The organism is Micromonospora sp. NPDC049891, from assembly GCF_040660295.1.
Lineage (GTDB): Bacteria > Actinomycetota > Actinomycetes > Mycobacteriales > Micromonosporaceae > Micromonospora.
Window position 1 is genome coordinate 277,132 of sequence record NZ_JBFAML010000002.1, and the last position, 24,867, is coordinate 301,998.

Sequence of the window (24,867 nt, forward strand, 5' to 3'; positions counted from 1 at the left end):
TGGGTGGCTCGCGGGGAACTTTGCCACACCGGGGTCTGGACAGCATAAAACTTGCACCGCTAGTTTACTGCCATGGACCTTCACCTCTCCGCCGAGCAGGTCGCGGTCCGTTCGCTCGCCGCCGACTTCGTCAACCGCGAGGTCGCGCCGCACGCAACGGCCTGGGACCGACGCGAGGCGGTCGACCCCGACATCGTCGGCAAGCTCGGCGAGGTCGGCTTCCTCGGCCTCACCATCGCCGAGGAGTACGGCGGCTCCGGTGGCGACCACCTCGCGTACTGCCTGGTGCTTGAGGAACTCGGCCGGGGCGACTCCGCGGTCCGCGGCATCGTGTCGGTCTCGCTCGGCCTGGTCGCCAAGTCCATCGCCACCCACGGCACCCCGGAGCAGCGCGAACGGTGGCTGCCCGCACTCTGCTCCGGTACCGCCCTCGGCTGCTTCGCCCTCACCGAGCCGGACAGCGGCTCGGACGCGGCGGCGCTTGCCACCCGCGCGGTCCGGGACGGCGACGACTGGCTGCTGACCGGCCGTAAGACGTTCATCACCAACGGCACCACCGCCGACGTGGCGCTGCTCTTCGCCCGTACCGGCGGCCCGGGCCACCGGGGAATCACCGCGTTCCTGGTGCCGACCGACAGCCCCGGCCTCACCCGGTCGGAGATCAAGGGCAAGCTGGGCCTGCGCGGGCAGGCCACCGCCGAACTCGTCCTCGATGCCGTCCGGGTGCCCGACACCGCCCGCCTCGGCGACTGCGGTGCCGGCTTCAAGCTGGCGCTGGCCACCCTCGCCAAGGGCCGGATGTCGGTCGCCGCCGGCTGCGTCGGCATCGCCCAGGGCTGCCTGGACGCCGCCGTCGGCTACGCCGGAACGCGCACGCAGTTCGGCAAACCGATCGCCGGACACCAGCTCGTGCAGCAACTGCTCGCCGGCATCGCTGTCGACACCGCCGCGGCGCGGCTGCTGGTCTGGCGGGTCGCCGACCTGATCGACCGGGGCGAGCCGTTCGCCACGGAGGCGTCGATGGCCAAGCTGTTCGCCAGTGAGGCCGCCGTCCGTGCGGCCAATGACGCCATCCAGGTCTTCGGCGGGTACGGCTACATCGACGAGTACCCGGTCGGCAAGTACCTGCGCGACGCCCGCGTCGCCACCCTCTACGAGGGCACCAGCCAGATCCAGCAGCTACTCATCGGGCGGGCGCTCACCGGCGTCAACGCCTTCTGAACCCGCGAGAGGAACCGTGAGCACATGGACTTCGGGCTGTCCGACGAGGAACGGGCCATCCGCGACACCGCCCGCGACTTCATCACCCGCGAGGTCATGCCCTTGGAGCAGGAACTGTTGCGTCGCGAGCGGGCCCACCAGCCCGGTCTGGAACGCTCCGAGCTGAGGGAGTTGCAGCTCAAGGCCCGAAAGTTCGGCTTCTGGGGGTTGGCCACGCCTGCGGAGTACGGCGGCATGGACCTGCCCGCCGTCGTCCAGTCGCTGATCTGGACGGAGATCGGCCGCAGCTTCGTGCCGTTCCGTTTCGGCGGCGAGGCCGACAACATCCTCTTCCACGCCACCGACGAGCAACGCAAGGAGTTCCTGCTGCCCACCATCGAGGGGGAGCGCAACTCCTGCTTCGCCATCACCGAGCCGGGTGCCGGCTCGGACGCGGCGAACATCCGGTTCAGCGCCCGCCGCGACGGTGACGACTGGATCCTCAACGGTGAGAAGACCTTCATCACCGGCGGCAACGAGGCCGACTTCGCCATCGTCATCGCGGTCACCGACCCGGAACGCGGGGCCCGCAACGGAGGGGCTACCGCGTTCCTGGTGGACCGGGCGATGGGCTGGCGATCGGAGTTCATCCCGACGATGGGTGAGGGTGGGCCCGCCTCGCTGATCTTCGACGACGTACGGGTGCCGCACCGCAACATCCTCGGCGAGGTGGGGCAGGGTTTCGCCCTCGGCATGCAGTGGATCGGCAAGGGGCGCTACACGATCCCCTCGCACGCCGTCGGCATCGCCGAGCGGGCGCTGCGGATGGCCATCGACCACGCCAACACCCGGGAGACCTTCGGGTCGAAGATCGGCACCAACCAGGCCATCCAGTGGATGATCGCCGACTCGGAGACCGAGCTGGAGGCGGCCCGCTGGCTGATCCTGCGGGCCGCGTGGACCGTCGACGCCGGTCTGGATCCGAGGCACGCCTCCTCGATGGCGAAGCTGTACGGCGCCGGGATGGTCAACCGGGTGGTCGACCGGGTCATGCAGATCCACGGTGGGATGGGCTACACCCGTGAACTGCCCATCGAACGCTGGTACCGGCAGGTGCGGCTGTACCGGATCTTCGAGGGCACCGACGAGATGCAGCGACTGATCATCTCCCGCGACCTGCTGCGCGGCTACACGAAGCTCGGAGGGCACCTGGGATGAGGAGCTTCGCCAGCCTCGACGAGTTGGCCGGCGCGGTCGGCGAGCGACTCGGCCCGGGCCCCTGGTTCCCGATCGACCAGCGCCGGGTCGACCTCTTCGCCGACGCCACCGACGACCATCAGTGGATCCACCTCGACCAGGAACGGGCGGCGGCCGGGCCGTACGGCGGCACCATCGCCCACGGGTACCTGACGCTCGCGCTGCTGCCCGCTCTGGTCGGCCGCCTGTACCGGGTGGACGGGGTGCGGATGGGTGTCAACTACGGCCTCAACCGGGTCCGTTTCCCCGCACCGGTACGCGTCGGCAGCTCGGTGCGGGTGGTCGCCACCATCGACCAGGTGAGCCCGTTCGAGGGCGGCGCGCAACTGGTCGCCACGGTGACAGTGGACGGTGACGGCGGCGGCAAGCCGGTCTGCGTGGCCGAGACGGTGAGCCGGCTGTACGCGGACCCGTCCCGATGACCGCGCTCTCCCCGGCGACAGTGCTGGCCGGGTCCGCCCACCGGCACGCCGACACCGTCGCCGTCGTCGACGGCCGGGTTCGCGTCACGTACGCCGAACTGTGGTTGGAGGCCCGCTGCTACGGTGCCGGGCTGCGGGCCGCCGGGGTGCGCGACGGCGACGCGGTCGCCCTGCTCGCGCCGAACGTGGTCGACTTCCCCCGGGTCTACTACGGCGCCCTCGCCGCCGGTGCGGTCGCCGTACCGGTAGGCGTGCCGGTCGCTCCGCAGGCCGTCCACCTGGCCCGCGACGCGCGGCTGCTGGTCTGCCATACCTCGCAACTGACGGCCGGGCGGCGGGTGAGCGCCCGGGTGGGCGTACCGCTGCTCACCGTCGGCCCGACCCGGGGGCCGTCCGGCGTACCCCGGTTGGAGGATCTCTGTGACACCCCACCCGGCGGCACCGCCACCTTCGCGGACCCCGACATCGACCCGGCCACCGAGCCGGACGGCACCGACGTGGTGCTCGGCTGTCTGCCGCTGGGCGGCCGGTTCGGCCAGGCCGTCGCGCTCACCGGCACCTTCCGGGCGGGGGCGACCCTGGTGCTGCTGAGCCGCTTCACCGGCCCGGCGGCGCTCGACCTGATGCTCCGTGAGGAGGTCACCGTCTTCCACGGCACCTCAGCGATGTACGCGGCTCTGCTCGACGCGGCGCGGGGCCGGGCGGCGCTGCCCCGGCTGCGCCGCTGCGTCAGCCGGGCACCCCTGCCGCCGTCCCTGCGACACCGCTTCACCGCTGCCTTCGACACGGTCGTCCAGGTGGCCGAGGGGGAGCGCGACTCGCCCGTGCCGGGCGAGCCCGCCGGCAGGCTGCGTCCGGCCCGGCGGATGCGCTCGCGTCGCCTGGGCTGCCACGGCGAGCGGCACCGGCGGGGGGCCGGAAACTAGGGCGGTGGCCCGGCGTGTGCTCGCCTACGATTCGCCCATGATCCGAACCGAGCCGCCAATGGCCGAGGTGCGGCTGCGCCCGATGACTGTCGACGACGCCGACCGGGTCCTGGCGATCTACCAGGCCGGGCTGGACGGCGGAAACGCCAGCTTCGATACCGTCGCGCCGTCCTGGGCCGCGTTCGACGCCGGTCGGTTGCCGGCACACCGGCTGGTGGCGGTCGACGGGGACGGCACGTTGATCGGCTGGATCGCGGTGACGCCCACCTCCTACCGGGAGGTCTACGCCGGGGTGGTGGAACACTCCGTCTACGTCGACCCGGCCGCCCGGGGTCGGGGGGTGGCGCGGCTGCTCCTCGACGCGCTCATCGCCTCGACCGACGCGGCCGGAATATGGACGATCCAGGCTGCCGTGTTCCCCGAGAACACCGCAAGTCTCGCCCTGCACCGGCGGGTCGGATTCCGGGTCGTCGGCACCCGCGAGCGGATGGGTCGGCACCACGGCCGCTGGCGCGACGTCGTCCTGCTGGAGCGGCGCAGCCCGGTCGTGGAATGAGCCGCGTCGACGGGGGCCGGCGAGCCGCCGGCCCCCGCCTGCCGGACTACGGGTACTGCTTCAGATAGACCGGGGCGCCGACCCGGTCCATGTCGGCCGCCTCGCCCACGCCGTTGACCACGTGGTCGATGGTGCCGGCACTGAGGTTGACAGTCATGATGTGGTGCAGCCGGACGCCGGGGCGTACCGGCACCTCGAAGCCGTTCTCGGTGCGGATCGACGGGTTGTTCTGGTTGAACACGTACACCCCGCCACCGTGCAGGGTGTGGTGGCGGACCCGGTCGCCGACCTTGTAGCCGGCCCAGCCGTTGACCTTGCCGTTGTGCCAGTCCGCCTGGGTGGGCGGGTCGTACGGCAGCTCGTTCTGGTAGAGGATCGTGGTGCCGTGCTCGCCGTTCCACACCGTGTTGTACCGCTGGAAGTGCTCGACGAACAGGCCGGTGGCGGTGACGTGGTCGCCGTTGACGACGACGCCGTAGCGACCGGTGTTGGTACGCCACCTGTCGGTGTCGCCGTTGACGCCCTCGGTGAAGCCCTCGACGCCGTGGTCTCCCCGCCACACCCAGGTGTGGTCGATCAGGACGTGGTCGCTGTTGACCTCCAGCGCGGTGTCCGTCCTGCCGATGTGCGGGCCGCCGACCCGGAAGTACACGTCGGACAGCGTGATCGGGTTGCGTGGGGTGCTCTGGTTGCGGCCGTTGCGCTGCCCGACCCGCAGCAGCACCGGCGATTCCTTCAGACCCGCGTCGACGGTGACCCCGGCGACGACCACGCCGGGCACCCCGGCGACGTTGAGGGGTACCGCGCCGTTCACCGCGGTGAGCGTGGCGTGCCCGATGCCGAGCACGATCGTGTCGGGCCGGCGGACCTCGATGCTGCGGGCCACGTCGTACACCCCGGGGGTGAGCAGCAGATGCCTGCCCCGGGCGAGTTCACGGTTGATGACCTGCACCGAGTCGGTCGGCTTGGCGACGAAGAAGTCGCTGATCGGGATGCTCCGCCCCGGCGTCGTCCCGGTACCCCAGGTGATGCCGCGCGTGTCGCGACGCACGGCGGGTACCCGGACCTGGTACTTCCCCTTGGCGTCGACGAAGAGGTACGGCTTCTCCCGGCTCAGCGGGGTGGTGTCGAGCGTGGTGTACGGCGGGTCGGGGAACCCGGCGTCGTCGGGTGCGCCGACCACTCCGGCGAACACCTGGTTCCACACCGCGTTGGACCAGCTCTCGACCTCGCTGTTGCGGGTCAGCCACTGCTGCTGGGAGCCGTTCGTGGTGGCCGGCAGCCGGGAGTCGGCGATGAAGCCGCCACTTGCGTACTGCGGCCCGTTCGTGCAGTAGTCCATGAGCGACAGTCCGCCGCCGCTGATGTCGAGCCGGCGCATCGACACGGCCTGGGACACCGCCCAGAAGTTGGCCGAGGCACGGCAGTCGTCCTGGCCGGCGGCGTTGATCCGGAGTGACAGGTTGCTCAGCGTGCGCCAGAAGTTGACAAGCGCGATGCAGTTGGCGGTGCCGCCCTCGGTGAGGCAGCGGTTGTACGCCTCGACCTTGCCGTTGATGACCACGTCGGTGGGGGAGGCGCCCAGGCCGGAGATCTCGGTGTAGTAGCCCACCTTGATCTGAAGCGGCTGGTCGGCGGTGCCGTAGTGGCCCGGCCGGAACAGGTAGGCGTGCCGGGTGGTGCCCATCTCGTTGTCGACCTGCGCGGCGTGCGCCGCGTCGAGGGTCGCCTGGATCTGGCTGACCGGCATGCTCGGGTCGAAGATCGTGACGTTGGGTCCGAAGGTGGGGCCGGCCGGTCGGGGCGGGCCCGCGCTGACCGGCGTGTTCGTCGCGACTGCGGCGGTGGTCAGCACCAGCCCGAAGGCCAGTGCCCGACCGAGTCGCCGATGCGGTGGTGGGGTCGGCATACGTTCGTCCTTCCCGTCGGGTCGACCGATGGCGACCTGACGACGCGGTGAACCACGGCGTGTGAGAGCGCTCTCTTGCGGAGCGGACTTGTATCACGGTGTGAAGAAACGGGGTCCAGATGTTTCTACCCCGTAACGCCGCCGCGCGCCATGCCTGGCCCGAATGAGTCCATGATCGAGACGTTCCGGCGGAACCGCCGCACCCGGACGGAACGCCACGGTCCCACCGGAACGTGCCCGATCACCGGGCCGGCGTCACCCGGCGACAGCTGCGGGATCGCGTCGTCGGCTGCCGCGTCGGCGGGCGAGCGCACCGACGACGATGTCGACGATCAGGAAACCGAGCAGGGGGACGCCGAACCAGGGCAGCGCCCAACCGACCGCGGCGACCACCGGTACGCCGAGCAGCAACGCCCACCAGGGCAGCCCGCGCAGGCCCCCGCGCGCCGGTGGCGTGCCGACCAGGGCCCGCCGGTCGTCCCGGGTCGGGCGGCGCTGCCACCACATCCGGTAACCCCAGACGATGACACAGAGCAGACCCACGGCCAGCGCGGCGAGCAGGATCTGGTTGACCACGCCGAAGAGCAGTCCCATGTGGGCCTGCACGCCGAGGGCGCTGAGTTTGGCCAGCAGGGACCAGTCGGCGTAGTCGTTGCGTGAAGTCACCGCGTTGGTGTCCGGGTCCACGGCGACCTGGTCGAACCGTACCGGCCAGACGTTGTCGGTCTGGGCGACCGCCCAGGCGGTGCCCGGCGCGCCGGGGCTGATCTCGACCGGCCCGGCCAGGCCCGCGTCGCGGGCCACCGCCAGGACCCGGTCGAAGGTGGCCGGGTCGGCTGCCGCCGACGGGGGCGCACCCCCGTGCTGGTGCTCGCCCCCACCGGAGCTGGGCGCACCGTCGAGCGTGGTGGACAACACCGGCCTACGGGCGTCGAGCGCGTCCAGCCCGGCGCCGAAATTCGCACCGGCGAAGCGGGACCAGGTCAGCCCGGTGGCGGCGAGAAACAGCAGGCCGATGGTGAGCCAGACGCCTGTGGTGGCGTGCCAGCCCCGGGTCCGCCGGACGCCCCTGCCGGTGGAGAGGTCCGGCACCAGCAGGTGCTTGGCGCGAGCGCGTCCGTTCTGCCGGCGACGCCACCACAGGATGACGCCGCCGAGCGCCAGCACCCAGAGCCAACTGGCGGCGATCTCGGAGTAGTGTCGCCCGACCTCGCCCAGGTGCAGGTTGCGGTGCAGATCGTCGAGCCAGGTGGTGGCCGGGGTGGAGCCGAACCAGGTGGTCAGCTGCCCCTGCACCGCACCCGTGTACGGGTCGACGTAGACGGTGTGCTGCTTCTCGCCCAACTCCTCAAGCGCGAAGACGACGCGGGTCGTCTGGTCGCCGGTACCCGGGGCCACCGACACCAGATCGCCACTCGGGTGGGCATCGCGGGCCGCGGTGACCTGCTCGGCCAGCGGCCGGGGCTGGTCGCCGACGCTGGCGACGGTGAGCTGGTCGCCGTAGAGAAGCTGATCCAGCTGCGGCGTGACGGTGTACGCCAGGCCGGTGAGCGCGGCCACCACCAGGAACGGCGCGATCAGAACCCCAGTGTAGAAGTGCAGGCGCAGCAGTAGTGCCGCCAGCGGCGAGGCGCGTCGCGCCGGGCGGCCGGGGGCTGCGGGTGCCGGGCCAGGGAGGGACTCCGGCGCGGACTCGCCGGACAATTCGGTCAGGGACATGCGGGTTTCCGTTCGGATCAGGGGATGCTGACGCGGACCTGGCCCGTGCCCTTCGGGTCAGTACTGCCTGCCGTCGCCCGGATGCCCGCCGCTCGATCACCTAGTCGGACGGCGGGCCGTGCTGGTTCCCGCGACGCCGACCCACCCGTTCGCCCACTCGCCCGGCCGGTACGCCCCCGACATCGGCCGGGTGCCGACGGTCCGGAAGGTACCCTCGGCCGGTGTTCTCGCCACACGGCCCGTCGCTACGGGAGTTGTGCGTCCAGGCGCTCACCTCGGTCGAGCGCGGCTATGACCTGCTGGCGCCGAAGTTCGACCACACGCCCTTCCGTACGCCGGACAGCGTTCTCCGCGCGACCGCGCAGGCGCTGTCCGACGTCGGGTCGTTCGACAAGGGGCTGGATGTCTGTTGCGGTACCGGCGCGCCCGGAGCGCTCTCTCGTCGACCTGTATCTAGCCCTTGAAGCGGCTGCACGCCATGCCTGCCGCCGGACCGATTTCGCCCGGGGGCGAGTAGACCTCGGTGGACCGACGTCGTTGCGCCCAACCTTGATCGTCTACGATCGGCGGCCGGTGCGGCGCACGACACGGAGGTTGGGTTGGCATGTGGCCGTTCAAAAAGCACCCGACGGAGCCGGTCCTGGACCCGACCTACGGTGACCCGCACCGCAAGGCCCTGATCCGGGCGCTGGAGAAGCGCAAGTGGAAGTGGGCCCGGGAGCTGCTCACCATGGCAGCCGACCCGGACGAACTGGCCTTCCTGATGGAGGCCGTCGGCGGGGTCGACGGGATCCAGGACTGGATCGGCGAATGGATCGACGCCGAACCGGAGTCGACGCTGCCGCTGCTGGTAGCCGGTTGTCACGCGGTGCACTGGGCGTGGGAGGCGCGCGGCGGCAAACTGGCCAAGTACACAAGTGCCGAGCAGTTCAGAGGATTCCACGAGCGGTTGCACTACGCCGAGGCGACGTTGCAGCAGGTGATCGCCCGCGAACCGGACAACGTGACGGCGTGGGCGTGGCTGGTGACCAGTTCCCGCGGGCTGCGCATCGGTGCGGTCGAGGCTCAGCAGCGGTTCGACGCGGTGACTCGACTGCACCCCGGGCACCTCGTCGCGCACGAGCAGCGGCTGCAGTACCTGTGCGCGAAATGGTCCGGTAGTCATGAGCAGATGTTCGACTTCGCCCGGGGCGCTGCCGCTGCGGCCGGACCCAACAGTCTCCTGCATGAGCTGGTGGCCGTCGCCCACATCGAGAAGTGGGACCGCACCGAACGAGCGGAGGCCAACGATTACATCGTCTCGGACGAGGTCCGGACGGAGCTGCTCGCCGCGGCGGAGAACTCCATCTTCCACCCGGATTACATCCCTGCCGGCCCGGGCTGGGCACCCCGGGTTGCGACGTTCGCGATGGCCTTCGAACTGGCCGACGAGTTCGACGCGGCCTGGCACGCGTTCGCACTGCTGGACGGCATGGTCACCGAGTGGCCGTGGATGATCCTCGGCGACCCGGTCGAGAAATTCACCGCCTCCCTCGACTACGTGACCGCGAACCGCAGCTGACGAACTGCGGTACGGCCCGACTTCGGCCGGAGCGGGTGACGGTCGGCAGGTACCCTCGGCCGGTGTTCTCGCCACAAGGCCCGTCGCTGCGGGAGCTGTGCGTCCAGGCGCTCTCCTCGGTCGAGCGCGGCTACGACCTGCTGGCGCCGAAGTTCGACCACACGCCTTTTCGTACGCCGGAAAGCGTGCTCGACGCGACCGTCGAGGCGCTGTCCGAACTCGGGCCGTTCGCGCACGGCCTGGACGTGTGCTGCGGTACCGGCGCGGGCATGCGGGTGCTCCGGTCCCTGTGTTCCGAAGGGATCACCGGCGTCGACTTCAGCGCCGGAATGCTCGCCCAGGCCCGCCGCGCGTACCCGGATGCCACCTGGGTCCGGGCCGACGCTCGGGCGCTGCCGTTCGCCGCGGGCTTCGACCTCGCGGTCAGCGCCGGAGCGCTCGGACACTTCCTGCCGACCGAACGGCCCGCGCTCTTCGCCGGGGTGTACCGGGCGCTGCGGCCCGGCGGACTCTTCGCCATCCCGATCGGCACGGCACCGCTCACCTCGGTGTCGCACTGGATGACGCGCGGATTCGACCTGGTCATGCGGGTACGCAACGTCGTCTGGCACCCGCCGTTCGTCATGTACTACCACAGCGCGCCGTTGCCCGCGCTCTGTGCCGACCTGACGGCGGCCGGCTTCACCGCGACGGACGCCGCCTTGCCCGCCCTGGGCACGCACCGCGACGGCAGCCCCCGTTTCCAGCTCATCCTCGCGCGCAAGGCTGCCGCGCACTGCTGAGACGTCGAACGCGCACTCCTGAGACGTTGAAAGGCCCCTCCCTCACACCTCGGGCAGGCCGACGTAGTTCTCGGCGAGGCTGGTGGCGTACGCCGGAGACGTGGTGACGTAGCGCAGGGTGGCCGACTGGAGCTTCGCCTCGTACGGGTCGTCGGCGTTGAGCCGGTGCAGCATCGAGGTCATCCACCAGGAGAACTGCTGCGCCCGCCAGACCCGGCGCAGTGCGGTACGCGAGTAGCCGTCCAGCAGGTCGGTGCTGCCGTCGGCGTACCAGGCGGCGAAGGCGTCACCGAGCAGGGCGACGTCCGCGAGCGCCAGGTTCATGCCCTTGGCACCTGTCGGCGGCACGATGTGCACCGCGTCGCCGGCCAGGTACAGCCGCTGCCACTGCATCGGCTCGACCACCAGACTCCGCAGCGGAGTGATCGACTTTTCCAGCACCGGACCCTCGTTGAGCGTCCAGTTCGGCACCGTCTCCAGCCGGGTACGCAGCTCGGCCCAGATCCGTTCGTCCGGCCAGTCGGCGATGTCCTCGTCGGCCGGGACCTGGAGGTACAACCGGGAGATCTGTGGCGAGCGCATGCTGTACAGGGCGAAGCCCCGCTCGTGGTGGGCGTAGATCAGCTCCTCCACCGCGGGTGGGGCGGCGGCGAGCACGCCCAGCCAGGCGAACGGGTAGGTGCGCTCGTAGGTGGTCAGCACCCCGTCGGGCACCGTCTGTCGGCTGATCCCGTGGTAGCCGTCGCAGCCGACCACGAAGTCACAGTGCAGCTCCTCGTCCCGGCCCTGATGCCGAAAGTGGATCACCGGTGCCGAGTCCAGCCCGGACAGGCGTTCGGCCGGTGCCTCGAACAGGATCGTCCCGCCCGCCGCCAGCCGGGCGGCGATCATGTCCTTGACCACCTCCTGCTGCCCGTACACGGTGATCGCCCGGCCGGTCAGCTCGGTCATCGGCACCCGGTGCGACTCGCCGTCGAAACGCAGCTCGATGCCCTCGTGCCGCAGCCCCTCCCGGTCCAGCCGTGCCCCCAGGCCGGTGTCGCGCAGCAGGTCGACCGAGCCCTGTTCGAGCACGCCCGCGCGCAACCGGTGCTCCACGTACTCCCGGCTGCGGCTCTCGATCACCACCGAGTCGATCCCGTGCCGGTGCAGCAGGTGCGACAACATGAGACCGGCGGGTCCCGCTCCGACGATGCCGACCTGGGTACGCATCCGTGCCTCCTCGCCGCCGATGGTGGTGGGGGCGACATCGTCACCCGACCTTCAGCCTGCCCGCTCCGGCCCCGCGCCGCCGCTGCCGGTTTCCACTCAGTGGAAGCCCGCTGCGGGCCGGTCGACGGCGACGGCGGCGTCGGTCGGCTGTCGTCCGGTGGCGGCCGGGCCCGCGGCGTCAGGCGGTGGAACGCAACGCGCCGGCTGCCGGGACCGCTGCGGTCTCGGCGAGCCGGGCGGCGACCCGTTCGGCGGCGGCCAGCAGCGCCGGCACCAGCCGTTGGGGCGCCGCGCCGAGGCTGTGCCCGACCACGCCTATCGCGGCCAGCACGGCTCCGTCGGCGTCGCGCACCGGCACGGCGACCGAGCAGGAACCGAGGGTCATCTCCTCGTGGGTCCGCGCCCAGCCGCGTTCGCGTACCGTGGCCAGCTCGCGGGCCACCCGGCCGGGCTCGGTGACGGTGTACGCGGTGCAGCGGCGCAACGGCCGGCGCAGGTGCGCGGCGAGGAATTCCGGCGGAGCGTACGCCAGCAGCGCCTTGCCGACGCCTGTGGCGTGCAGCGGCAGCCGCCCACCGGCCCGGGAGACGGTCGGCACCGACCGGTGCCCGGTGACCTTCTCCACGTACAGCGCCTCGTCGCCGTCGCGGACGGCGAGGTGCACGTTCTCGCCGAGGGCGGTGTACAGCTCCTGAAGGTAGGGCAGGGCCACCTCGCGCAGCCGGGTGTGCAGCGGCGAGAGCAGCCCGGCCTCCCACAGCCGTACGCCTATCGTGTACCTGCCGTCGGCAGCGCGGGCCAACGCCCGGCCGGTCACCAGTTCGGCGACCAGCCGGTGCGTGGTGGCCAGCGGCAGCCCGCTGCGCCTGGCGATGTCGCTGAGCGTCAACGCCGGGTGGGCCGCGTCGAACGCGCCGAGCACGGCCAGCACCCGCGAGGTCACCGACGCCCCGGGAGATCCCGTCCTGCCCGCCATGTCCTGCCTACCCGTCCTGCCTGCCCGCTCAGAACGGGTAGCGGGTGATGTCGCCCTGCATCGTGAGCCACTGGGTCTCGGTGAACGCCTCGATGTTCGCCGCCGCCCCACCGAAGCGGGAACCGGTGCCGGAGGCGCCGACCCCGCCGAACGGCGCCACCGCCTCGTCGCTGACGGTCTGGTCGTTGATGTGCACGATGCCGCTGGGAATCCGCTCGGCAAGCGCCATCGCCTTCATCACGTCGCGGCTCAGGATGCCCAGCGACAGCCCGTACTCGCTCGCGCCGGCGAGCGCCGCCGCCTCGTCCAGGTCGGAGAAGCTGAGCACCGGGGCGACCGGGCCGAACACCTCCTGCGCGTACGCCGGGGTGTCCGGGGTGACGTCGGCGAGCACGGTCGGCCGGTAGAACAGCCCTTCGAAGCTGCCCCCGGCGGCCAGTCGGGCACCCGCGTCCACGCTCGACGTGACAAGCGAGTGAATCTTGTCGCGCTGCGCCTCGTCGATGATCGGCCCGAGCGCCACCTGCTCCTTGGCGGGGTCGCCGACCGGCAGGTGGTCGGCCTTGGCGGCCAGCTCGGTGACGTACCGCTCGGCGAGGCTCTCGTGGACCAGGTGCCGGCCGGTGGTCATGCAGATCTGCCCCTGGTGCAGGAAGGAACCCCAGGCACCGGCCGAGACGGCGAGGTCCAGGTCCGCGTCGTCGAGCACCACGAGTGCGGAGTTGCCGCCCAGCTCCAGGTGCGCCCGCTTGAGGTGCCGTGCGGCGGCCTCGCCGACCTTGCGGCCGGCGGCGGACGAACCGGTGAAGCTGATCACCCGTACGTGCGGGTCGGCGACAAGCGCTTCGCCGGTGGAGATCCCGCCCGGCAGCACGTGCAGCAGGCCCTCGGGCAGCCCGGCCTCCTCGAAGACCCGGGCGATGGCCAGCCCGCCGCAGACCGCCGTACGCAGGTCCGGCTTGAGCACCACGGCGTTGCCCAACGCCAGCGCCGGGGCCACCGAGCGGATGGCCAGGATCAGCGGGGCGTTGAACGGCGAGATGACGCCCACCACGCCTACCGGTAGCCGGCGGGCGAGGCTCAGTCGCGGCTGAGCGCTCGGGATGATCTCACCGAGCGACTGCGAGGGCAGCGTCGCGGCCTCGTAGCACTCCTGGGCGGCGGTGCTGGTCTCCAGCACACCCTTCGGCGGGATCGACCCGGACTCGCGGACCACCCAGTCGCCGACCTCGGCGGCGTGCTGCTCCCACAACGCGCCGGCCCGGCGCAGCACGGCGGCCCGCTCGGCGTAGCTGGTGGCCGCCCAGGCCCGCTGCGCGGCGGCGGCCCGGGCGCTGGCCCGTGCCACGTCGTCGGCGTCGGCCACGCCGATCAGGCCGAGCTCCTCGCCGGTGGCGGGGGAGCGAACGGCGGCGGTACCACCGGCCGGCTGCACCCAGCCGTCGCTGTAGAGCCGGCCGTGCCAGGTGTCGGTGTCGAGCAGGGGCATGGTGATCCTCCTTGCGCCGCAGAACAGCCGGGGCCCTGGCCGGAGGGGTAGTTCCGACCACGCCTCACGCGTGCGGCGGTCCGTCGGCAGGCAGAGCCGGCCGCGCGCGACGCCTGTTCGCTTGCCGAACAAGCGTTCTCATCTAGGACATTTGCACGGGACTCGACTGGCGTCAACGGCTCGCCGCAACATTTCCGCAATAGGTCGGACGCGGGAATCCGGCCGGCCGGTACGCGTTGACGAACCTCACCGACCCGGATTACGTTCGAGATAAGTACGTCGGTCCGCATGCCGAACAGCGATCGGCGGGTGTTCGACACAGGAGGCAGGGAGGCTCATGGCGAAGCTCGTCCCGCTGGCCGACGGCATCGCGGAACTGGTCCGCGACGGGGACACGGTGGCGCTTGAGGGGTTCACCCACCTGATTCCGTTCGCCGCCGGCCACGAGATCATCCGGCAGGGGCGGCGCGAGCTGACCCTGGTGCGGATGACGCCCGACGTCATCTACGACCAGCTCATCGGTGCCGGCTGCGCGCGCCGGCTGGTCTTCTCCTGGGGCGGCAACCCCGGCGTGGGGTCGCTGCACCGGTTCCGCGACGCCGTGCAGAACTCCTGGCCCGTGCCGCTGGAGCTGGAGGAACACAGCCACGCCGGGATGGCCAACCGCTACGTCGCCGGCGCCTCCGGCCTGCCCTTCGCCGTGCTGCGCGGCTACCGCGGCACCGACCTGCCCCGGCACACCACGAACATCCGCAGCATCGACTGCCCCTTCACCGGGGAGACGCTGACCGCGGTCCCCGCACTGAACCCCGACGTGACAGTGGTGCACGCCCAGCGCGCCGACCGCGCGGGCAACGTGCAGATGTGGGGCATCACCGGAGTGCAGAAGGAGGCGGTGCTGGCGGCCCGCCGGTCCCTGGTCACGGTCGAGGAGATCGTCGACGAGTTGACCCCGGTGGCCGGTCAGGTCGTGCTGCCCGGCTGGGCGGTCACCGCCGTGGCACACGTACCCGGAGGCGCCCATCCCTCGTACGCGCACGGCTACTCGGTGCGCGACAACGCCTTCTACGTGGCCTGGGACGAGATCAGCCGGGACCGTGACACGTTCCAGGAGTGGATCGCACGGCACGTGCAGAACGCGGGAGCGAAGGCATGAGCGAGCGTCAGCGAGCGAATCATCAACTCAGTGCGTTGGTGCCTCAGGCCGGCCCGGAGCGCAGCGGAGGGCGGGCATGAGCACGGGGGACTACACGGCCGACGAGATGATGACGGTGGCGGCGGCCCGGCAACTGCGCGACGGCACCGCCTGTTTCGTCGGGATCGGACTGCCCAGCACCGCGGCGAACCTGGCCCGCGCCACCCACGCCCCGGATCTGGTGCTGATCTACGAGTCCGGTTGTCTCGGCGCCAAGCCGGACCGGTTGCCGCTCTCCATCGGTGACGGCGTCCTCGCCGACACCGCCGACGCGGTGATCCCGGTGCCCGAGGTGTTCAACTACTGGCTGCAACCCGGACGCATCGACGTCGGGTTCCTCGGCGCCGCGCAGCTCGACCGGTACGGCAACATCAACACCACAGTCATCGGCGGTGACTACACCGATCCGAAGGTGCGCCTGCCCGGTGCCGGTGGCGCTCCCGAGATCGCCGCCTCCTGCGGTGAGGTGGTGGTGATCGTCCGGCAGAGCCGGCGTACCTTCACCGAGCGCGTCGACTTCGTCACCTCGGTCGGCTACGGCGCAGGCCCCGGCGACCGGGCCCGGCTCGGGCTGCGCGGCGGTGGACCCCGCACCGTCATCACCGACCTCGGCGTCCTCGAGGCCGACCCGGACAGCTGCGAACTCACCCTCACCCGACTGCACCCGGGCGTCACCGTGGAGCGGGTCCGCGAGGCCACCGGCTGGCCCCTCGCCGTCGCCGACGACCTGAGCACCGGTGAGCCACCCACCGCCGAGGAACTCGCCGTGCTGCGTGCCCTCGAGGCGACGATGCGGACGGCGGCATGAGCGACAGGCCCCGGATCGGACCGTCGGGCGGTGCGATCGCCAGCGGGCACCCGCTCGAATCCTCCGGGTCGCGGATACTCGGATCGACAGAAGGGGAGGAGCGGCCGTGAGCCAGGACGCCGAGCGGAAACTGATCCTGCCGAGCTACCGGCGCGACGACGTCGACGCCCATCCGCCACTGCTCAGTCCTGGCTACCGGTCGACAGTGACCCGGGCGCCGCAGCAGCCGTTGACCTACCTGCCCCAGCGGCTCACCGAGGTCACCGGCCCGCTGCTCGGTGAGGGCCGCCTCGGCGAGCTGGACCACGACCTGACCCGCCAGCACGACGGCGAACCCCTCGGGCAACGGATCATCGTGCACGGCCGGGTCCTCGACGGCGACGGTCGCGCGGTGCCGCACACCCTCGTCGAGATCTGGCAGGCCAACGCCGCCGGCCGCTACCGGCACACCGCCGACACCTGGCCGGCGCCGCTGGACCCGAACTTCACAGGCGTCGGGCGCGCCCTGACCGACGCCGAGGGCCGCTACCGCTTCGTCACCGTGCAGCCCGGCGCCTACCCGTGGCGCAACCACGACAACGCCTGGCGGCCCGCGCACATCCACTTCTCCCTCTTCGGCCGTGCCTTCACCCAGCGGCTGGTCACCCAGATGTACTTCCCGGGCGACCCGCTGTTCTCCCAGGACCCGATCTTCAACTCGGTCCGCGACGAGCGGGCCCGACAGCGGATGGTGGCCCGCTACGACCACGCCGCCACCCGCCCCGAGTGGGCACTCGCCTACGAGTTCGACATCGTGCTGCGCGGCCGGGAGGCCACCGTGTTCGAGGACGAGGACGAGGACGACGATGAGTGAGTCGCTGGGCGTGACGCCCGCCCAGACCGTCGGGCCGTACCTGCACATCGGCCTGCGCTGGCCCGACGGGCCGTACGTGGTGCCGGAGGGCACGGCCGGGGCGTTCTGGCTGCGCGGCCGGATCGTCGACGGCACCGGCGCCGCGGTGGTCGACGCGATGGTGGAGAGCTGGCAGGCCGATCCCGACGGTCGCTTCGACCACCCGGACGATCCGCGCGGCGCCCGGCCACCGGCGGTCGCCGGCTTCCGGGGCTTCGGCCGGGCCGAGACCGACAGCGAGGGCTGGTACGCGTTGCACACCGTCAAGCCGGGGCCGCTGCCCACCTTCGACGGCGACACCGAGGCACCGCACCTGACCCTGTCGGTGTTCGGGCGGGGGCTGCTGCACCGCCTCGTCACCCGGGTCTACTTTCCCGGCGAGGCGGCCAACGCCACCGACCCGGTGCTGCGTACCGTCGACCCGCAGCGTCGTGACACGCTGCTGGCCCGACCGGCTGCGGACGGGTTCCAGTTCGACATCCGCCTTCAGGGAGAGCATGAGACCGTCTTCTTCGCCGTCTGAGGCACTGCTGCGCGGGCTCTCCGGCACACCCGACGTCGACGCCGAGATCGGCGACCACGCCCTGCTGCGGGCGCTGCTGGACGCGGAGGCGGCCCTGGCCCGGGCCGGCGCCGAGGTCGGGCTGGTGCCCGCCCCGGCCGCCGACGAGATCGTCAGTCAGTGCCGCGCCGAGCGGTACGACCCGGCCGCGCTCGGCGAGGCGGCCGAGGCGGCCGGCAATCCCGTCGTCCCGCTGGTGCGGGAGCTGACCGCTGCGGTCGACGAACCGGCCCGCCCCTGGGTGCACCACGGCGCCACCAGCCAGGACGTGCTCGACACCGCCCTGTCGCTGGTGGCGGTCCGCGCCGCCGGGCCGCTGCTGCGACACCTCGACGACGCCGCCGAGGCCGCCGCCCGGCTGGCCCGGACCCACCGTGACACGCTGATGGCCGCCCGCACCCTCGGCCAGCAGGCCGCACCTACCACCTTCGGGCTCAAGGCGGCCGGCTGGCTGGTCGGCCTGGTCGAGGTGCGGACCCGGCTGGCCCGGGCGCGCACCGGGCTGCCCGCGCAGCTCGGCGGGGCGGTCGGCACTCTCGCCACGTACGGCGCGGCCGGGCCGAGGATCGTCGAACGGTTCGCCGCGCACCTCGGGCTGGCGGCGAGCCCGCTGCCCTGGCACACCCGCCGCCAGCCCCTGCTCGACCTGGCCTCGGCCCTCGGCGGGCTGCTCGCCACCACCGGCAAGATCGCCCTCGACGTGGGCCTGCTCGCGCAGACCGAGGTCGGTGAGGTGGCCGAGGGGGGCGACGGGCGCGGCGGCTCCTCGGCGATGCCGCACAAGCGCAATCCGGTGGACTCGGTGCTGGTCACCGCTGCGGCCCGACGCGGCCCCGGACTCGTCGGCACGTTGTTCGCCGCCGCGGCGCAGGAACACGAGCGGGCCACCGGTGGTTGGCACGCCGAATGGGAACCCCTGCTCGAACTGGTGCACCTCGCCGGCGGGGCCGCCGCCCGTACCGCCCGGATGCTCGCCGGCCTCGACGTGCGTCCGCAGCGGATGCGGGCCAACCTGGACGCCACCGGCGGCCGGCTGCTCGCCGAGGCGGTCGCCGCCCGACTGGCGCCGGCCCTGGGCCGGGCCGCCGCCCACGATCTGGTGCGCCGTGCCGCCGGCCGGACCGACTTCCGGGCGGCGCTGCTGGCCGACCCGGATCTGCGCGCCCACCTGTCGGAACCGGACGTCGACGCCGCGCTCGACCCGGCCGGCTGGCTCGGCAGCACCGGGCAACTGATCGACCACGCCCTCGACCTGCACCGCGAGGCCCGGCCGTGACCGCCGGGACGACATCCCGGGGCGGACCGGTGACCCCCGGGCTGCACGCCACAGTGGACGGCCCGCCCGACGCCCCGGTGCTGCTGCTCGGCAGTTCCCTGGGCACCACCGGCGCGATGTGGCAGCCGCAGGTGGCGGCGCTGGCCGCCCGGTACCGCGTGGTCCGCTACGACCATCTCGGCCACGGCGGTTCGGCGGTGCCGGCCGGGCCGTACACCATCGACCTGCTCGGCCGGAAGGTGCTGCGGCTGCTCGACGACCTGGGCGTCGCCCGCGCCCACTACGCCGGGCTCTCCCTCGGTGGGATGGTCGGCATGTGGCTTGCCGCGCACGCCCCCGAGCGGATCGACCGCCTCGCCCTGATGTGCACCTCCGCATCGCTCGGCCCGGCTGACGGCTGGCGGGCCCGAGCCGCCACCGTCCGGGCCGGTCGGCTGGACAGCATCGCCGACGCGATAGTCGAACGCTGGTTCACCCCCGCCTTCGCCGCGTCCCGTCCGGACACCGTCGCCGCGTACCGGGACCTGCTGGTCAGCACACCCGCCGTCGGGTACGCCGGCTGTTGTGAGGCGATCGCCGCGATGGATCTGCGCCCGGACCTGGCCGCCGTACGCGCCCCGACGCTGGTGATCGGTGCCGCCGACGATCCGGCGACCCCGCCGGAGCAGGCGGCCGCCATCGCCGAGCGGATCCCGTCGGCCCGCCTGGTGGTGCTCGACGGCGCGGCGCACCTGGCAAACGTCGAGCAGCCCGAGGCCGTCACCCGGCTGCTCGCGGACCACCTCGATCCGGAAGGCGCGATGCGGAGATGACCGACGAGCAGCGGTACGAGGCCGGAATGACGGTACGGCGTCAGGTGCTCGGCGACGCGCACGTCGACCGGGCCGTCGCCGGCACCGACGAGTTCACCACCGACTTCCAGGACCTGATCACCCGCTACGCCTGGGGTGAGATCTGGACCCGCGAAGGGCTGGACCGGCGTACCCGCAGCTGCATCACCCTCGCCGTGCTGGCCACGCTGCATCACGACGAGGAACTGGCCATGCACGTCCGCGCCGCCCTGCGCAACGGCCTGACCCCCGACGAGGTGAGGGAGGTGCTGCTCCAGGTGGCCGTCTACGCTGGCGTACCGGCGGCGAACCGGGCGTTCAAGGTGGCCCAGGAGACTCTGCGGCAGGAGGCCCAGTGACCGACGAGGCGACGGCCCGCTCCGGCGAGTTCGTCCAGTCGTTGGAACGCGGGCTCGCGGTGATCCGGGCCTTCGACGCCGAGCATCCGCAGCTCACCCTCAGCGAGGTGGCCCGCGCCACCGGGCTGACCCGGGCCGCCGCCCGCCGCTTCCTGCTCACCCTCGTCGACCTCGGCTACGTACGCACCGACGGGCGGCTGTTCTCCCTGCGTCCGCGCATCCTCGATCTCGGTTACGCCTACCTGTCCAGCCTGAGCCTGCCCGAGGTGGCCCGGCCGCACATGGAGGCGCTTGTCGCGCAGGTGCACGAGTCCTGCTCCGTGTCGGTCCTCGACGGCGACGAGGTCGTCTACGTCGCCCGGGTACCCACCAAGCGGATCATGACGGTGGGGATCAGCGTCGGCACCCGGTTTCCCGCGTACGCGACGTCGATGGGCCGGGTGCTGCTCGCCGCGCAGCCGGCCGGGTGGCTGGACGACTATCTCGCCACGGCGCAGTTTCGGCCGCTGACCCGCCGCACCGTGACCGACCCGGCCAGACTGCGCGCCACTCTGACGAAGATCGCCAGCCAGGGGTACGCCCTCGTCGACCAGGAGCTGGAGGAGGGGCTGCGGTCCCTGGCCGCGCCGATCCACGGCGACAACGGCTCGGTGGTGGCCGCTGTCAACGTCTCCGCCCACGCCAGCCGTGGCTCGTTCGAGATGATCCGCAAGGAGCTGCTGCCTCCGTTGCTGGCCACCGCCAAGCGCATCGAAGAGGACCTGGGCGCCGGTCCCGGTCGCTGAGCCCGGTCGGGGTCCGGGTCCGGCGCTGCGGCGAATCCACCCGGTGCGGCCCGTCGGCGTACCACCATGTGGGGGGCGACGAACGGGGGGCGGGGTGCGCGAGCTGCTGCTGGTCATCACACTGGGCGTCGTCGTGCTTGTCGGCACCACCGTCGGCGGCCGGTACCGGGTGGCCCCGCCGGTGCTGCTCATCTGCCTGGGCGCCCTGGTGGCGCTGCTGCCCCCGTTCTCGCACGTGGTCCTGGCACCCGAGGTGGTGCTGGTGCTGTTCCTGCCGGCGATCCTGTACCGGGAGAGCCTGGTCACCAGCCTGCGGGAGATCAGGGCGAATATCGTGGTCATCGCCTTGCTGGCGATCGGCCTGGTGGGCGTCACGATGGTCGCGGTGTCGCTTGTCGTGCAGCGCTTCGGTGTCGATCCGGCGGTGGCCTGGGTGCTCGGCGCGGTGCTCGCCCCGACCGACGCCGCCGCGGTGGCCGGGCTGGCCAAGCGGATGCCCCGACGCCTGCTGACCACGCTGCGCGCGGAGAGCCTGGTCAACGACGGCACCGCCCTGGTGCTGTTCGCCATCGCGCTCGGCCTGCTCGGCGGGGGTGCCGCACCGACCGCCTTCGAACTCGTCGAACGGGTCGGCCTGTCCTTCCTCGGTGGCATCGCGGCCGGCGCGCTGGTCGGCACCGTGGTGATCCTGATCCGCAAGCGCATCGACGACCCGCTGCGGGAGGGCGCGCTCAGCGTGCTCACCCCGTTCACCGCCTTCTTCCTCGCCGACAGCATCCACGAGAGCGGGGTGCTCGCGGTGGTCGTCGCCGGCCTGATGCTCTCCTACGCCAGCCCCCGGGTGATCCGCGCCCGATCCCGGGTGCTTGCGCTGTCGTTCTGGGACCTGACCACCTTCCTCATCAACGGCGGACTCTTCGTGCTGGTGGGCATGCAGATCCCCCGGGCGGTGCGGAGCGTCACGAGCATCTCGCTGGGCCGGGCCGTCCTGATCGCGCTCGTGGTGGCCCTGGTGCTGGTGCTGGTCCGGATGCTCTGGCTGCACCTGATCGCCGCCGTGGCCTGGCTGGTGGACCGGCGCGAGTCGCGGCTCGCCCGCCGGGTCAACTGGCGGGTGCGTACGGTCGCCGGTTGGGCCGGCTTCCGTGGGGCGGTCTCCCTGGCGGCGGCGCTCGCCGTGCCGTTGACCGCCCGGGACGGCAGCCCGGTGCCGGAACGAGACCTGATCATCTTCGGCGTCGCCACGGTGATCCTGGTGACCATGCTGGTGCAGGGCACCACCCTGCCGCTCCTGCTGACCTGGGCCGGGTTGAGCGGTGACCCGGAACGCGTCGCGGAGTCGCGGCGGGCGCAGCTGGCCGCCACCCAGGCCACGCTCGACGCGCTGCCCGACATCGCCGACCGGGTGGGTGCCGAGGAGGAGATCCTGCACCGCCTGCGGGCCGAGTACGTGGGCCATCTGAGCGCGGTGCGGTCCGAGCCGGAGGACGACTCGTCGGCCGCTCGCGAGGTCGAGCGCCGACTGCGGTTGGCCGCCCTCGAACACAAGCGACGTGAGATCACCCGGATGCGCGACCGGCGGGAGATCGACGACACCGTGCTCCAGGAGTTGCAGGCCCGGCTGGACGTCGAGGAGATCCGCCTGCTGGGCCCGATGTCCTCCGAGTGAGTGTCTTGTCGGAGGTTCGGCCGGTCACACCCGCCGGGCGGGCCAGCTCATCCGGCCGGCGCACCGCCGGCCGGAAGCGCGAGCGCGACAGTGAGATCGAGCAGGCTGCGTGGATCGGTGAGTCGGTCACCGTAGAGCTGACGCAGCTGACCCATCCGGTATCGCACGGTCTGCGGGTGGACGAAGAGGTCGGCGGCGACGTCGTCGCGCCGGCCCTGATGCAGCAGCCACGAACGCAGCGTCTCGGTGAGCCGCTCGGCGGTGGCGGCGGGCAGCTCAGCGAGGGGTTGCAGGACCCGGGCACGCAGGTCGGCCAGCGCCTCGACGTCGGCACTGAGCAGCAGCTCCGCCAGGTGTTGCTCGGTGTCCAGGGGTTCGCCGTCGGCGGGCTGGGCGATACCCAGCGCGACCACCCGGAGCACCCGTCGGTACGAGGAAGAGACCCGGGCCCAGGGACGGGCCGGCCCCAGCACCGCGCGGCGGCCGTGCAGCACCCGGACGAGCTGCCGGCGACGGTCGCCGTGCATGTCCGGTACGAGCAGCACCGCGGTCTCCTCACCGGGCTCGCCGACCGGCAGCTCCTCGCTGCTCTCCAGGGTGTGCTCGCCCAGCAGGGCGAGCGCCCCGCGCAGTTTCGCCTGCGGCAACAGCGCCACGGTGAGGGTCTGTGGCACCGGCCAGTCGGCCCGCTCGGCGCTACGCAGCAGTACGTCCTCCGCGTCACCGGCCAGTAACTGCTGGGTGAGCCGTTCCAGGTTCCGCCGTCGGGCCCGGCCCACGCTCGCCAGCTCGTCGGCGTGCCCGGCCACACTGGCGGCGGAGAGCTCGTCGATGTACGCGAACATCAACTCGGCGAATTCGGCGACCGTGGCGGCGGGCAGGCCGGTGGCCACGGTGGCGGCGGCCAGCTCCCGCCAGGAGACCCGGGCACCCACCCGGTACGCGGCAAGCAGCGCGTCCACGCTCCGGCCCGACCGGGCCTCGCCGCTGCCCAGGGCGTACGCGGCCTCCAGCGCCGGGACCAGCGGGGTGCTCGGGTCGCTGACCTGCGGACGGTCGGTGGCCTGGGACTGTTCGAGTAGTTGCAGGAAGGTGCCCAACGCGATCTGCACCGCGTTCTCTATCTTGTCCCGCATCTGCCCGGTCAGGGTGCCCGAATAGCTGGGTACCTCGGCCGTGATGGCGGTGACGGTCTGCCCGGCTACAAGCGGTAGCCGGTCGCGCAGTTCACGGGCCACCCGCTGGTCCAGTTCGATGCGGGCCGCCCGATTGGTCGTTCCGGATGGTTCCGCCACGGTTGTTCTCTCCGCACAAAAGGGGTGGATCGCTTTACCTTCGCAGACCAAGAGTTTATGCCAGCGGGCCGCGACCATCGTCTTATGACCGCCACCGTCCCGCCACCGGGCACGACGAGATCTTTTCGGCGCCGCCTGTGGCGGCTCGCCGAGACGGTGACCACGCCGGCGCTGCCCAGCGACTACCTTGACCTGATCGCCCCGCTACGCGCCGGGGCCGACCTGCGCGGCCGGATCATCGACGTGCGCTCGGAGACCCCGGACGCGGCGACCCTGCTGATCCAGCCCGGCCGCAGCTGGCGCGGGCACGTCCCCGGCCAGTACGTCCGGCTCGGCGTCGACGTCGACGGGGTGCGTCAGTGGCGGGCCTACTCGGTCACCTCGGCCCCCGGCCGGCGTACCGACCCGATCTCGGTGACGGTGAAGGCGATCCCCGACGGTGTGGTCAGCAACCACCTGGTCCGGCGGATCCGACCGGGCACGATCGTGCAGCTCGACCAGGCGCGCGGCGACTTCGTGCTGCCGGAGCGGGCACCGTCGCGGGTGCTGTTCCTCACCGCGGGCAGCGGCATCACCCCGGTGGCCGGGATGCTGCGCTCGGGAGCGCTGGCCGGCAGCGACGTGGTGCTTGTGCACTCGGCACCCACCGCCACGGACGTGGTCTTCGGCGGTGAGCTGCGCGCCCTCGCCGAGCGCGGCGCCATCCGCCTGATCGAGCGGCACACCGAGGTCGAGGGCCTGCTGGACGTGGCCGAACTCGACACCCTGGTCCCCGACCACCTGGAGCGTCAGACGTGGGCGTGCGGCCCGCTCGGGCTGCTCGACGCGGCGGAGGAGCACTGGTCGGCTCGCGGCCACGCCGCACGGTTGCACACCGAGCGGTTCCGTCCCACCGTGATCACTGCGGGTGACGGTGGAACCGTCACCTTCACCCGATCGTCGGTGACCGTGGAGGCCGCCGGCGCCACCCCGCTGCTGGATGCCGGCGAGAACGCCGGAGTGCTCATGCCGTCGGGCTGTCGGATGGGCATCTGCTTCGGCTGCGTGCTTCCGCTGCGCCAGGGCGCTGTCCGCGACCTGCGCAACGGCCAGCTCACCACCGCCCTGCCGGGCGACGGCGTACGCGTGCAGACCTGCGTGTCTGCCGCCGCCGGCCCGTGCGAACTCGAGATCTGATCGGAGAACGA

Annotated in this window: 24 protein-coding genes; 18 read left to right on the forward strand and 6 right to left on the reverse strand. The window is 72.1% G+C overall.

Features of this window, described 5'->3' with window-relative positions:
• Nucleotides 1–72: 72 nt before the first annotated feature.
• From AB0I71_RS04515 to AB0I71_RS04535, 5 genes are read left to right on the forward strand one after another with little or no spacing between them, the layout of a single operon-like run.
• On the forward strand, nt 73–1,221 hold the full coding sequence (locus AB0I71_RS04515; RefSeq protein WP_357581851.1) for an acyl-CoA dehydrogenase family protein: 1,149 nt from the start codon (nt 73–75) through the stop codon (nt 1,219–1,221).
• Nucleotides 1,222–1,245: 24 nt separating this feature from the next.
• Nucleotides 1,246–2,418, forward strand: coding sequence for an acyl-CoA dehydrogenase family protein (locus AB0I71_RS04520; RefSeq protein WP_357581852.1), 1,173 nt, complete (start codon nt 1,246–1,248; stop codon nt 2,416–2,418).
• Nucleotides 2,415–2,879 carry a MaoC family dehydratase gene (locus AB0I71_RS04525; protein ID WP_357581853.1) on the forward strand — a complete coding sequence of 155 codons (465 nt, stop codon included), beginning with the start codon at nt 2,415–2,417 and terminating at the stop codon, nt 2,877–2,879. The genes AB0I71_RS04520 and AB0I71_RS04525 overlap by 4 nt, the downstream gene beginning before the upstream one ends.
• On the forward strand, nt 2,876–3,805 hold the full coding sequence (locus AB0I71_RS04530; RefSeq protein WP_357581854.1) for an AMP-binding protein: 930 nt from the start codon (nt 2,876–2,878) through the stop codon (nt 3,803–3,805). Before AB0I71_RS04525 ends, AB0I71_RS04530 begins: the two co-directional genes overlap by 4 nt.
• A gap of 58 nt (nt 3,806–3,863) precedes the next feature.
• Nucleotides 3,864–4,361: an N-acetyltransferase family protein gene (locus AB0I71_RS04535; protein ID WP_357582010.1), complete on the forward strand. Its 498-nt coding sequence runs from the start codon at nt 3,864–3,866 to the stop codon at nt 4,359–4,361.
• Nucleotides 4,362–4,407: 46 nt separating this feature from the next.
• On the opposite strand, the gene AB0I71_RS04540 is transcribed toward AB0I71_RS04535, so the two are convergent.
• Nucleotides 4,408–6,270 carry an adenylyl cyclase gene (locus AB0I71_RS04540; RefSeq protein ID WP_357581855.1) on the reverse strand — a complete coding sequence of 621 codons (1,863 nt, stop codon included), beginning with the start codon at nt 6,268–6,270 and terminating at the stop codon, nt 4,408–4,410.
• A 255-nt stretch (nt 6,271–6,525) separates the two neighbouring features.
• Nucleotides 6,526–7,989 (reverse strand): PepSY domain-containing protein, encoded by a 1,464-nt coding sequence (locus AB0I71_RS04545; protein ID WP_357581856.1) that lies wholly within the window; start codon nt 7,987–7,989, stop codon nt 6,526–6,528.
• A 221-nt stretch (nt 7,990–8,210) separates the two neighbouring features.
• Here AB0I71_RS04545 and AB0I71_RS04550 point away from each other — a divergent pair, with 221 nt between their 5' ends.
• The 3 genes from AB0I71_RS04550 (at nt 8,211) to AB0I71_RS04560 (ending at nt 10,332) form a co-directional block, all read left to right on the forward strand.
• Nucleotides 8,211–8,453, forward strand: a complete 243-nt coding sequence (locus AB0I71_RS04550; protein ID WP_357581857.1) for a hypothetical protein — start codon at nt 8,211–8,213, stop codon at nt 8,451–8,453.
• A gap of 140 nt (nt 8,454–8,593) precedes the next feature.
• Nucleotides 8,594–9,550 (forward strand): DUF4034 domain-containing protein, encoded by a 957-nt coding sequence (locus AB0I71_RS04555; RefSeq protein ID WP_357581858.1) that lies wholly within the window; start codon nt 8,594–8,596, stop codon nt 9,548–9,550.
• 62 nt (nt 9,551–9,612) lie between these two features.
• Complete coding sequence (locus AB0I71_RS04560; RefSeq protein ID WP_357581859.1) at nt 9,613–10,332, forward strand: class I SAM-dependent methyltransferase; 720 nt, start codon at nt 9,613–9,615, stop codon at nt 10,330–10,332.
• 42 nt (nt 10,333–10,374) lie between these two features.
• Here the strand turns inward: AB0I71_RS04560 and AB0I71_RS04565 are convergent, their stop codons facing one another.
• From AB0I71_RS04565 to AB0I71_RS04575, 3 genes are all read right to left on the reverse strand, one after another.
• On the reverse strand, nt 10,375–11,544 hold the full coding sequence (locus tag AB0I71_RS04565) for a 4-hydroxybenzoate 3-monooxygenase (protein WP_357581860.1): 1,170 nt from the start codon (nt 11,542–11,544) through the stop codon (nt 10,375–10,377).
• A 178-nt stretch (nt 11,545–11,722) separates the two neighbouring features.
• On the reverse strand, nt 11,723–12,487 hold the full coding sequence (locus AB0I71_RS04570; protein WP_357581861.1) for an IclR family transcriptional regulator: 765 nt from the start codon (nt 12,485–12,487) through the stop codon (nt 11,723–11,725).
• Between the two features lie 61 nt (nt 12,488–12,548).
• The gene (locus AB0I71_RS04575) at nt 12,549–14,009 is read right to left on the reverse strand and encodes a benzaldehyde dehydrogenase (protein ID WP_357581862.1); all 1,461 of its coding nucleotides are present in this window, start codon (nt 14,007–14,009) and stop codon (nt 12,549–12,551) included.
• Nucleotides 14,010–14,346: 337 nt separating this feature from the next.
• Here AB0I71_RS04575 and AB0I71_RS04580 point away from each other — a divergent pair, with 337 nt between their 5' ends.
• The 9 genes from AB0I71_RS04580 to AB0I71_RS04620 all read left to right on the forward strand — a co-directional run bounded on the left by AB0I71_RS04580 (nt 14,347) and on the right by AB0I71_RS04620 (nt 22,385).
• Nucleotides 14,347–15,165: a CoA-transferase gene (locus AB0I71_RS04580; RefSeq protein WP_357581863.1), complete on the forward strand. Its 819-nt coding sequence runs from the start codon at nt 14,347–14,349 to the stop codon at nt 15,163–15,165.
• Between the two features lie 76 nt (nt 15,166–15,241).
• Nucleotides 15,242–16,012: a CoA-transferase gene (locus AB0I71_RS04585; protein WP_357581864.1), complete on the forward strand. Its 771-nt coding sequence runs from the start codon at nt 15,242–15,244 to the stop codon at nt 16,010–16,012.
• A 130-nt stretch (nt 16,013–16,142) separates the two neighbouring features.
• Nucleotides 16,143–16,865 (forward strand): protocatechuate 3,4-dioxygenase subunit beta, encoded by a 723-nt coding sequence (gene pcaH, locus AB0I71_RS04590; protein ID WP_357582011.1) that lies wholly within the window; start codon nt 16,143–16,145, stop codon nt 16,863–16,865.
• Nucleotides 16,858–17,427: a protocatechuate 3,4-dioxygenase subunit alpha gene (pcaG, locus tag AB0I71_RS04595; RefSeq protein ID WP_357581865.1), complete on the forward strand. Its 570-nt coding sequence runs from the start codon at nt 16,858–16,860 to the stop codon at nt 17,425–17,427. The genes pcaH and pcaG overlap by 8 nt, the downstream gene beginning before the upstream one ends.
• A complete protein-coding gene (gene pcaB / locus AB0I71_RS04600; protein WP_357581866.1) occupies nt 17,402–18,742 on the forward strand; it encodes a 3-carboxy-cis,cis-muconate cycloisomerase in 1,341 nt (446 codons plus the stop codon). The genes pcaG and pcaB overlap by 26 nt, the downstream gene beginning before the upstream one ends.
• The gene (gene pcaD / locus AB0I71_RS04605) at nt 18,739–19,554 is read left to right on the forward strand and encodes a 3-oxoadipate enol-lactonase (RefSeq protein ID WP_357581867.1); all 816 of its coding nucleotides are present in this window, start codon (nt 18,739–18,741) and stop codon (nt 19,552–19,554) included. Before pcaB ends, pcaD begins: the two co-directional genes overlap by 4 nt.
• Nucleotides 19,551–19,931, forward strand: a complete 381-nt coding sequence (pcaC, locus tag AB0I71_RS04610) for a 4-carboxymuconolactone decarboxylase (RefSeq protein WP_357581868.1) — start codon at nt 19,551–19,553, stop codon at nt 19,929–19,931. The genes pcaD and pcaC overlap by 4 nt, the downstream gene beginning before the upstream one ends.
• A complete protein-coding gene (locus AB0I71_RS04615; protein ID WP_357581869.1) occupies nt 19,928–20,716 on the forward strand; it encodes an IclR family transcriptional regulator in 789 nt (262 codons plus the stop codon). Before pcaC ends, AB0I71_RS04615 begins: the two co-directional genes overlap by 4 nt.
• A gap of 94 nt (nt 20,717–20,810) precedes the next feature.
• A complete protein-coding gene (locus AB0I71_RS04620) occupies nt 20,811–22,385 on the forward strand; it encodes a Na+/H+ antiporter (RefSeq protein WP_357581870.1) in 1,575 nt (524 codons plus the stop codon).
• A 47-nt stretch (nt 22,386–22,432) separates the two neighbouring features.
• Here the strand turns inward: AB0I71_RS04620 and AB0I71_RS04625 are convergent, their stop codons facing one another.
• The gene (locus AB0I71_RS04625; RefSeq protein WP_357581871.1) at nt 22,433–23,680 is read right to left on the reverse strand and encodes a helix-turn-helix domain-containing protein; all 1,248 of its coding nucleotides are present in this window, start codon (nt 23,678–23,680) and stop codon (nt 22,433–22,435) included.
• 84 nt (nt 23,681–23,764) lie between these two features.
• Here AB0I71_RS04625 and AB0I71_RS04630 point away from each other — a divergent pair, with 84 nt between their 5' ends.
• Nucleotides 23,765–24,856: a ferredoxin reductase gene (locus AB0I71_RS04630; protein ID WP_357581872.1), complete on the forward strand. Its 1,092-nt coding sequence runs from the start codon at nt 23,765–23,767 to the stop codon at nt 24,854–24,856.
• The last annotated feature ends 11 nt before the right edge of the window (nt 24,857–24,867 follow it).

What these genes read in the sequence shown, in the direction of transcription:
- AB0I71_RS04585 (WP_357581864.1), top strand. Translation starts at nt 15,242, where the DNA reads ATGAGCACGGGGGACTACACGGCCGACGAGATGATGACGGTGGCGGCG.
- AB0I71_RS04545 (WP_357581856.1), bottom strand. Translation starts at nt 7,989, where the DNA reads ATGTCCCTGACCGAATTGTCCGGCGAGTCCGCGCCGGAGTCCCTCCCT.
- AB0I71_RS04575 (WP_357581862.1), bottom strand. Translation starts at nt 14,009, where the DNA reads ATGCCCCTGCTCGACACCGACACCTGGCACGGCCGGCTCTACAGCGAC.
- AB0I71_RS04565 (WP_357581860.1), bottom strand. Translation starts at nt 11,544, where the DNA reads ATGCGTACCCAGGTCGGCATCGTCGGAGCGGGACCCGCCGGTCTCATG.
- AB0I71_RS04540 (WP_357581855.1), bottom strand. Translation starts at nt 6,270, where the DNA reads ATGCCGACCCCACCACCGCATCGGCGACTCGGTCGGGCACTGGCCTTC.
- AB0I71_RS04515 (WP_357581851.1), top strand. Translation starts at nt 73, where the DNA reads ATGGACCTTCACCTCTCCGCCGAGCAGGTCGCGGTCCGTTCGCTCGCC.
- AB0I71_RS04535 (WP_357582010.1), top strand. Translation starts at nt 3,864, where the DNA reads ATGGCCGAGGTGCGGCTGCGCCCGATGACTGTCGACGACGCCGACCGG.
- AB0I71_RS04555 (WP_357581858.1), top strand. Translation starts at nt 8,594, where the DNA reads ATGTGGCCGTTCAAAAAGCACCCGACGGAGCCGGTCCTGGACCCGACC.
- AB0I71_RS04530 (WP_357581854.1), top strand. Translation starts at nt 2,876, where the DNA reads ATGACCGCGCTCTCCCCGGCGACAGTGCTGGCCGGGTCCGCCCACCGG.
- AB0I71_RS04520 (WP_357581852.1), top strand. Translation starts at nt 1,246, where the DNA reads ATGGACTTCGGGCTGTCCGACGAGGAACGGGCCATCCGCGACACCGCC.
- AB0I71_RS04630 (WP_357581872.1), top strand. Translation starts at nt 23,765, where the DNA reads ATGACCGCCACCGTCCCGCCACCGGGCACGACGAGATCTTTTCGGCGC.
- AB0I71_RS04525 (WP_357581853.1), top strand. Translation starts at nt 2,415, where the DNA reads ATGAGGAGCTTCGCCAGCCTCGACGAGTTGGCCGGCGCGGTCGGCGAG.
- AB0I71_RS04580 (WP_357581863.1), top strand. Translation starts at nt 14,347, where the DNA reads ATGGCGAAGCTCGTCCCGCTGGCCGACGGCATCGCGGAACTGGTCCGC.
- pcaB (WP_357581866.1), top strand. Translation starts at nt 17,402, where the DNA reads ATGAGACCGTCTTCTTCGCCGTCTGAGGCACTGCTGCGCGGGCTCTCC.
- pcaG (WP_357581865.1), top strand. Translation starts at nt 16,858, where the DNA reads ATGAGTGAGTCGCTGGGCGTGACGCCCGCCCAGACCGTCGGGCCGTAC.
- pcaC (WP_357581868.1), top strand. Translation starts at nt 19,551, where the DNA reads ATGACCGACGAGCAGCGGTACGAGGCCGGAATGACGGTACGGCGTCAG.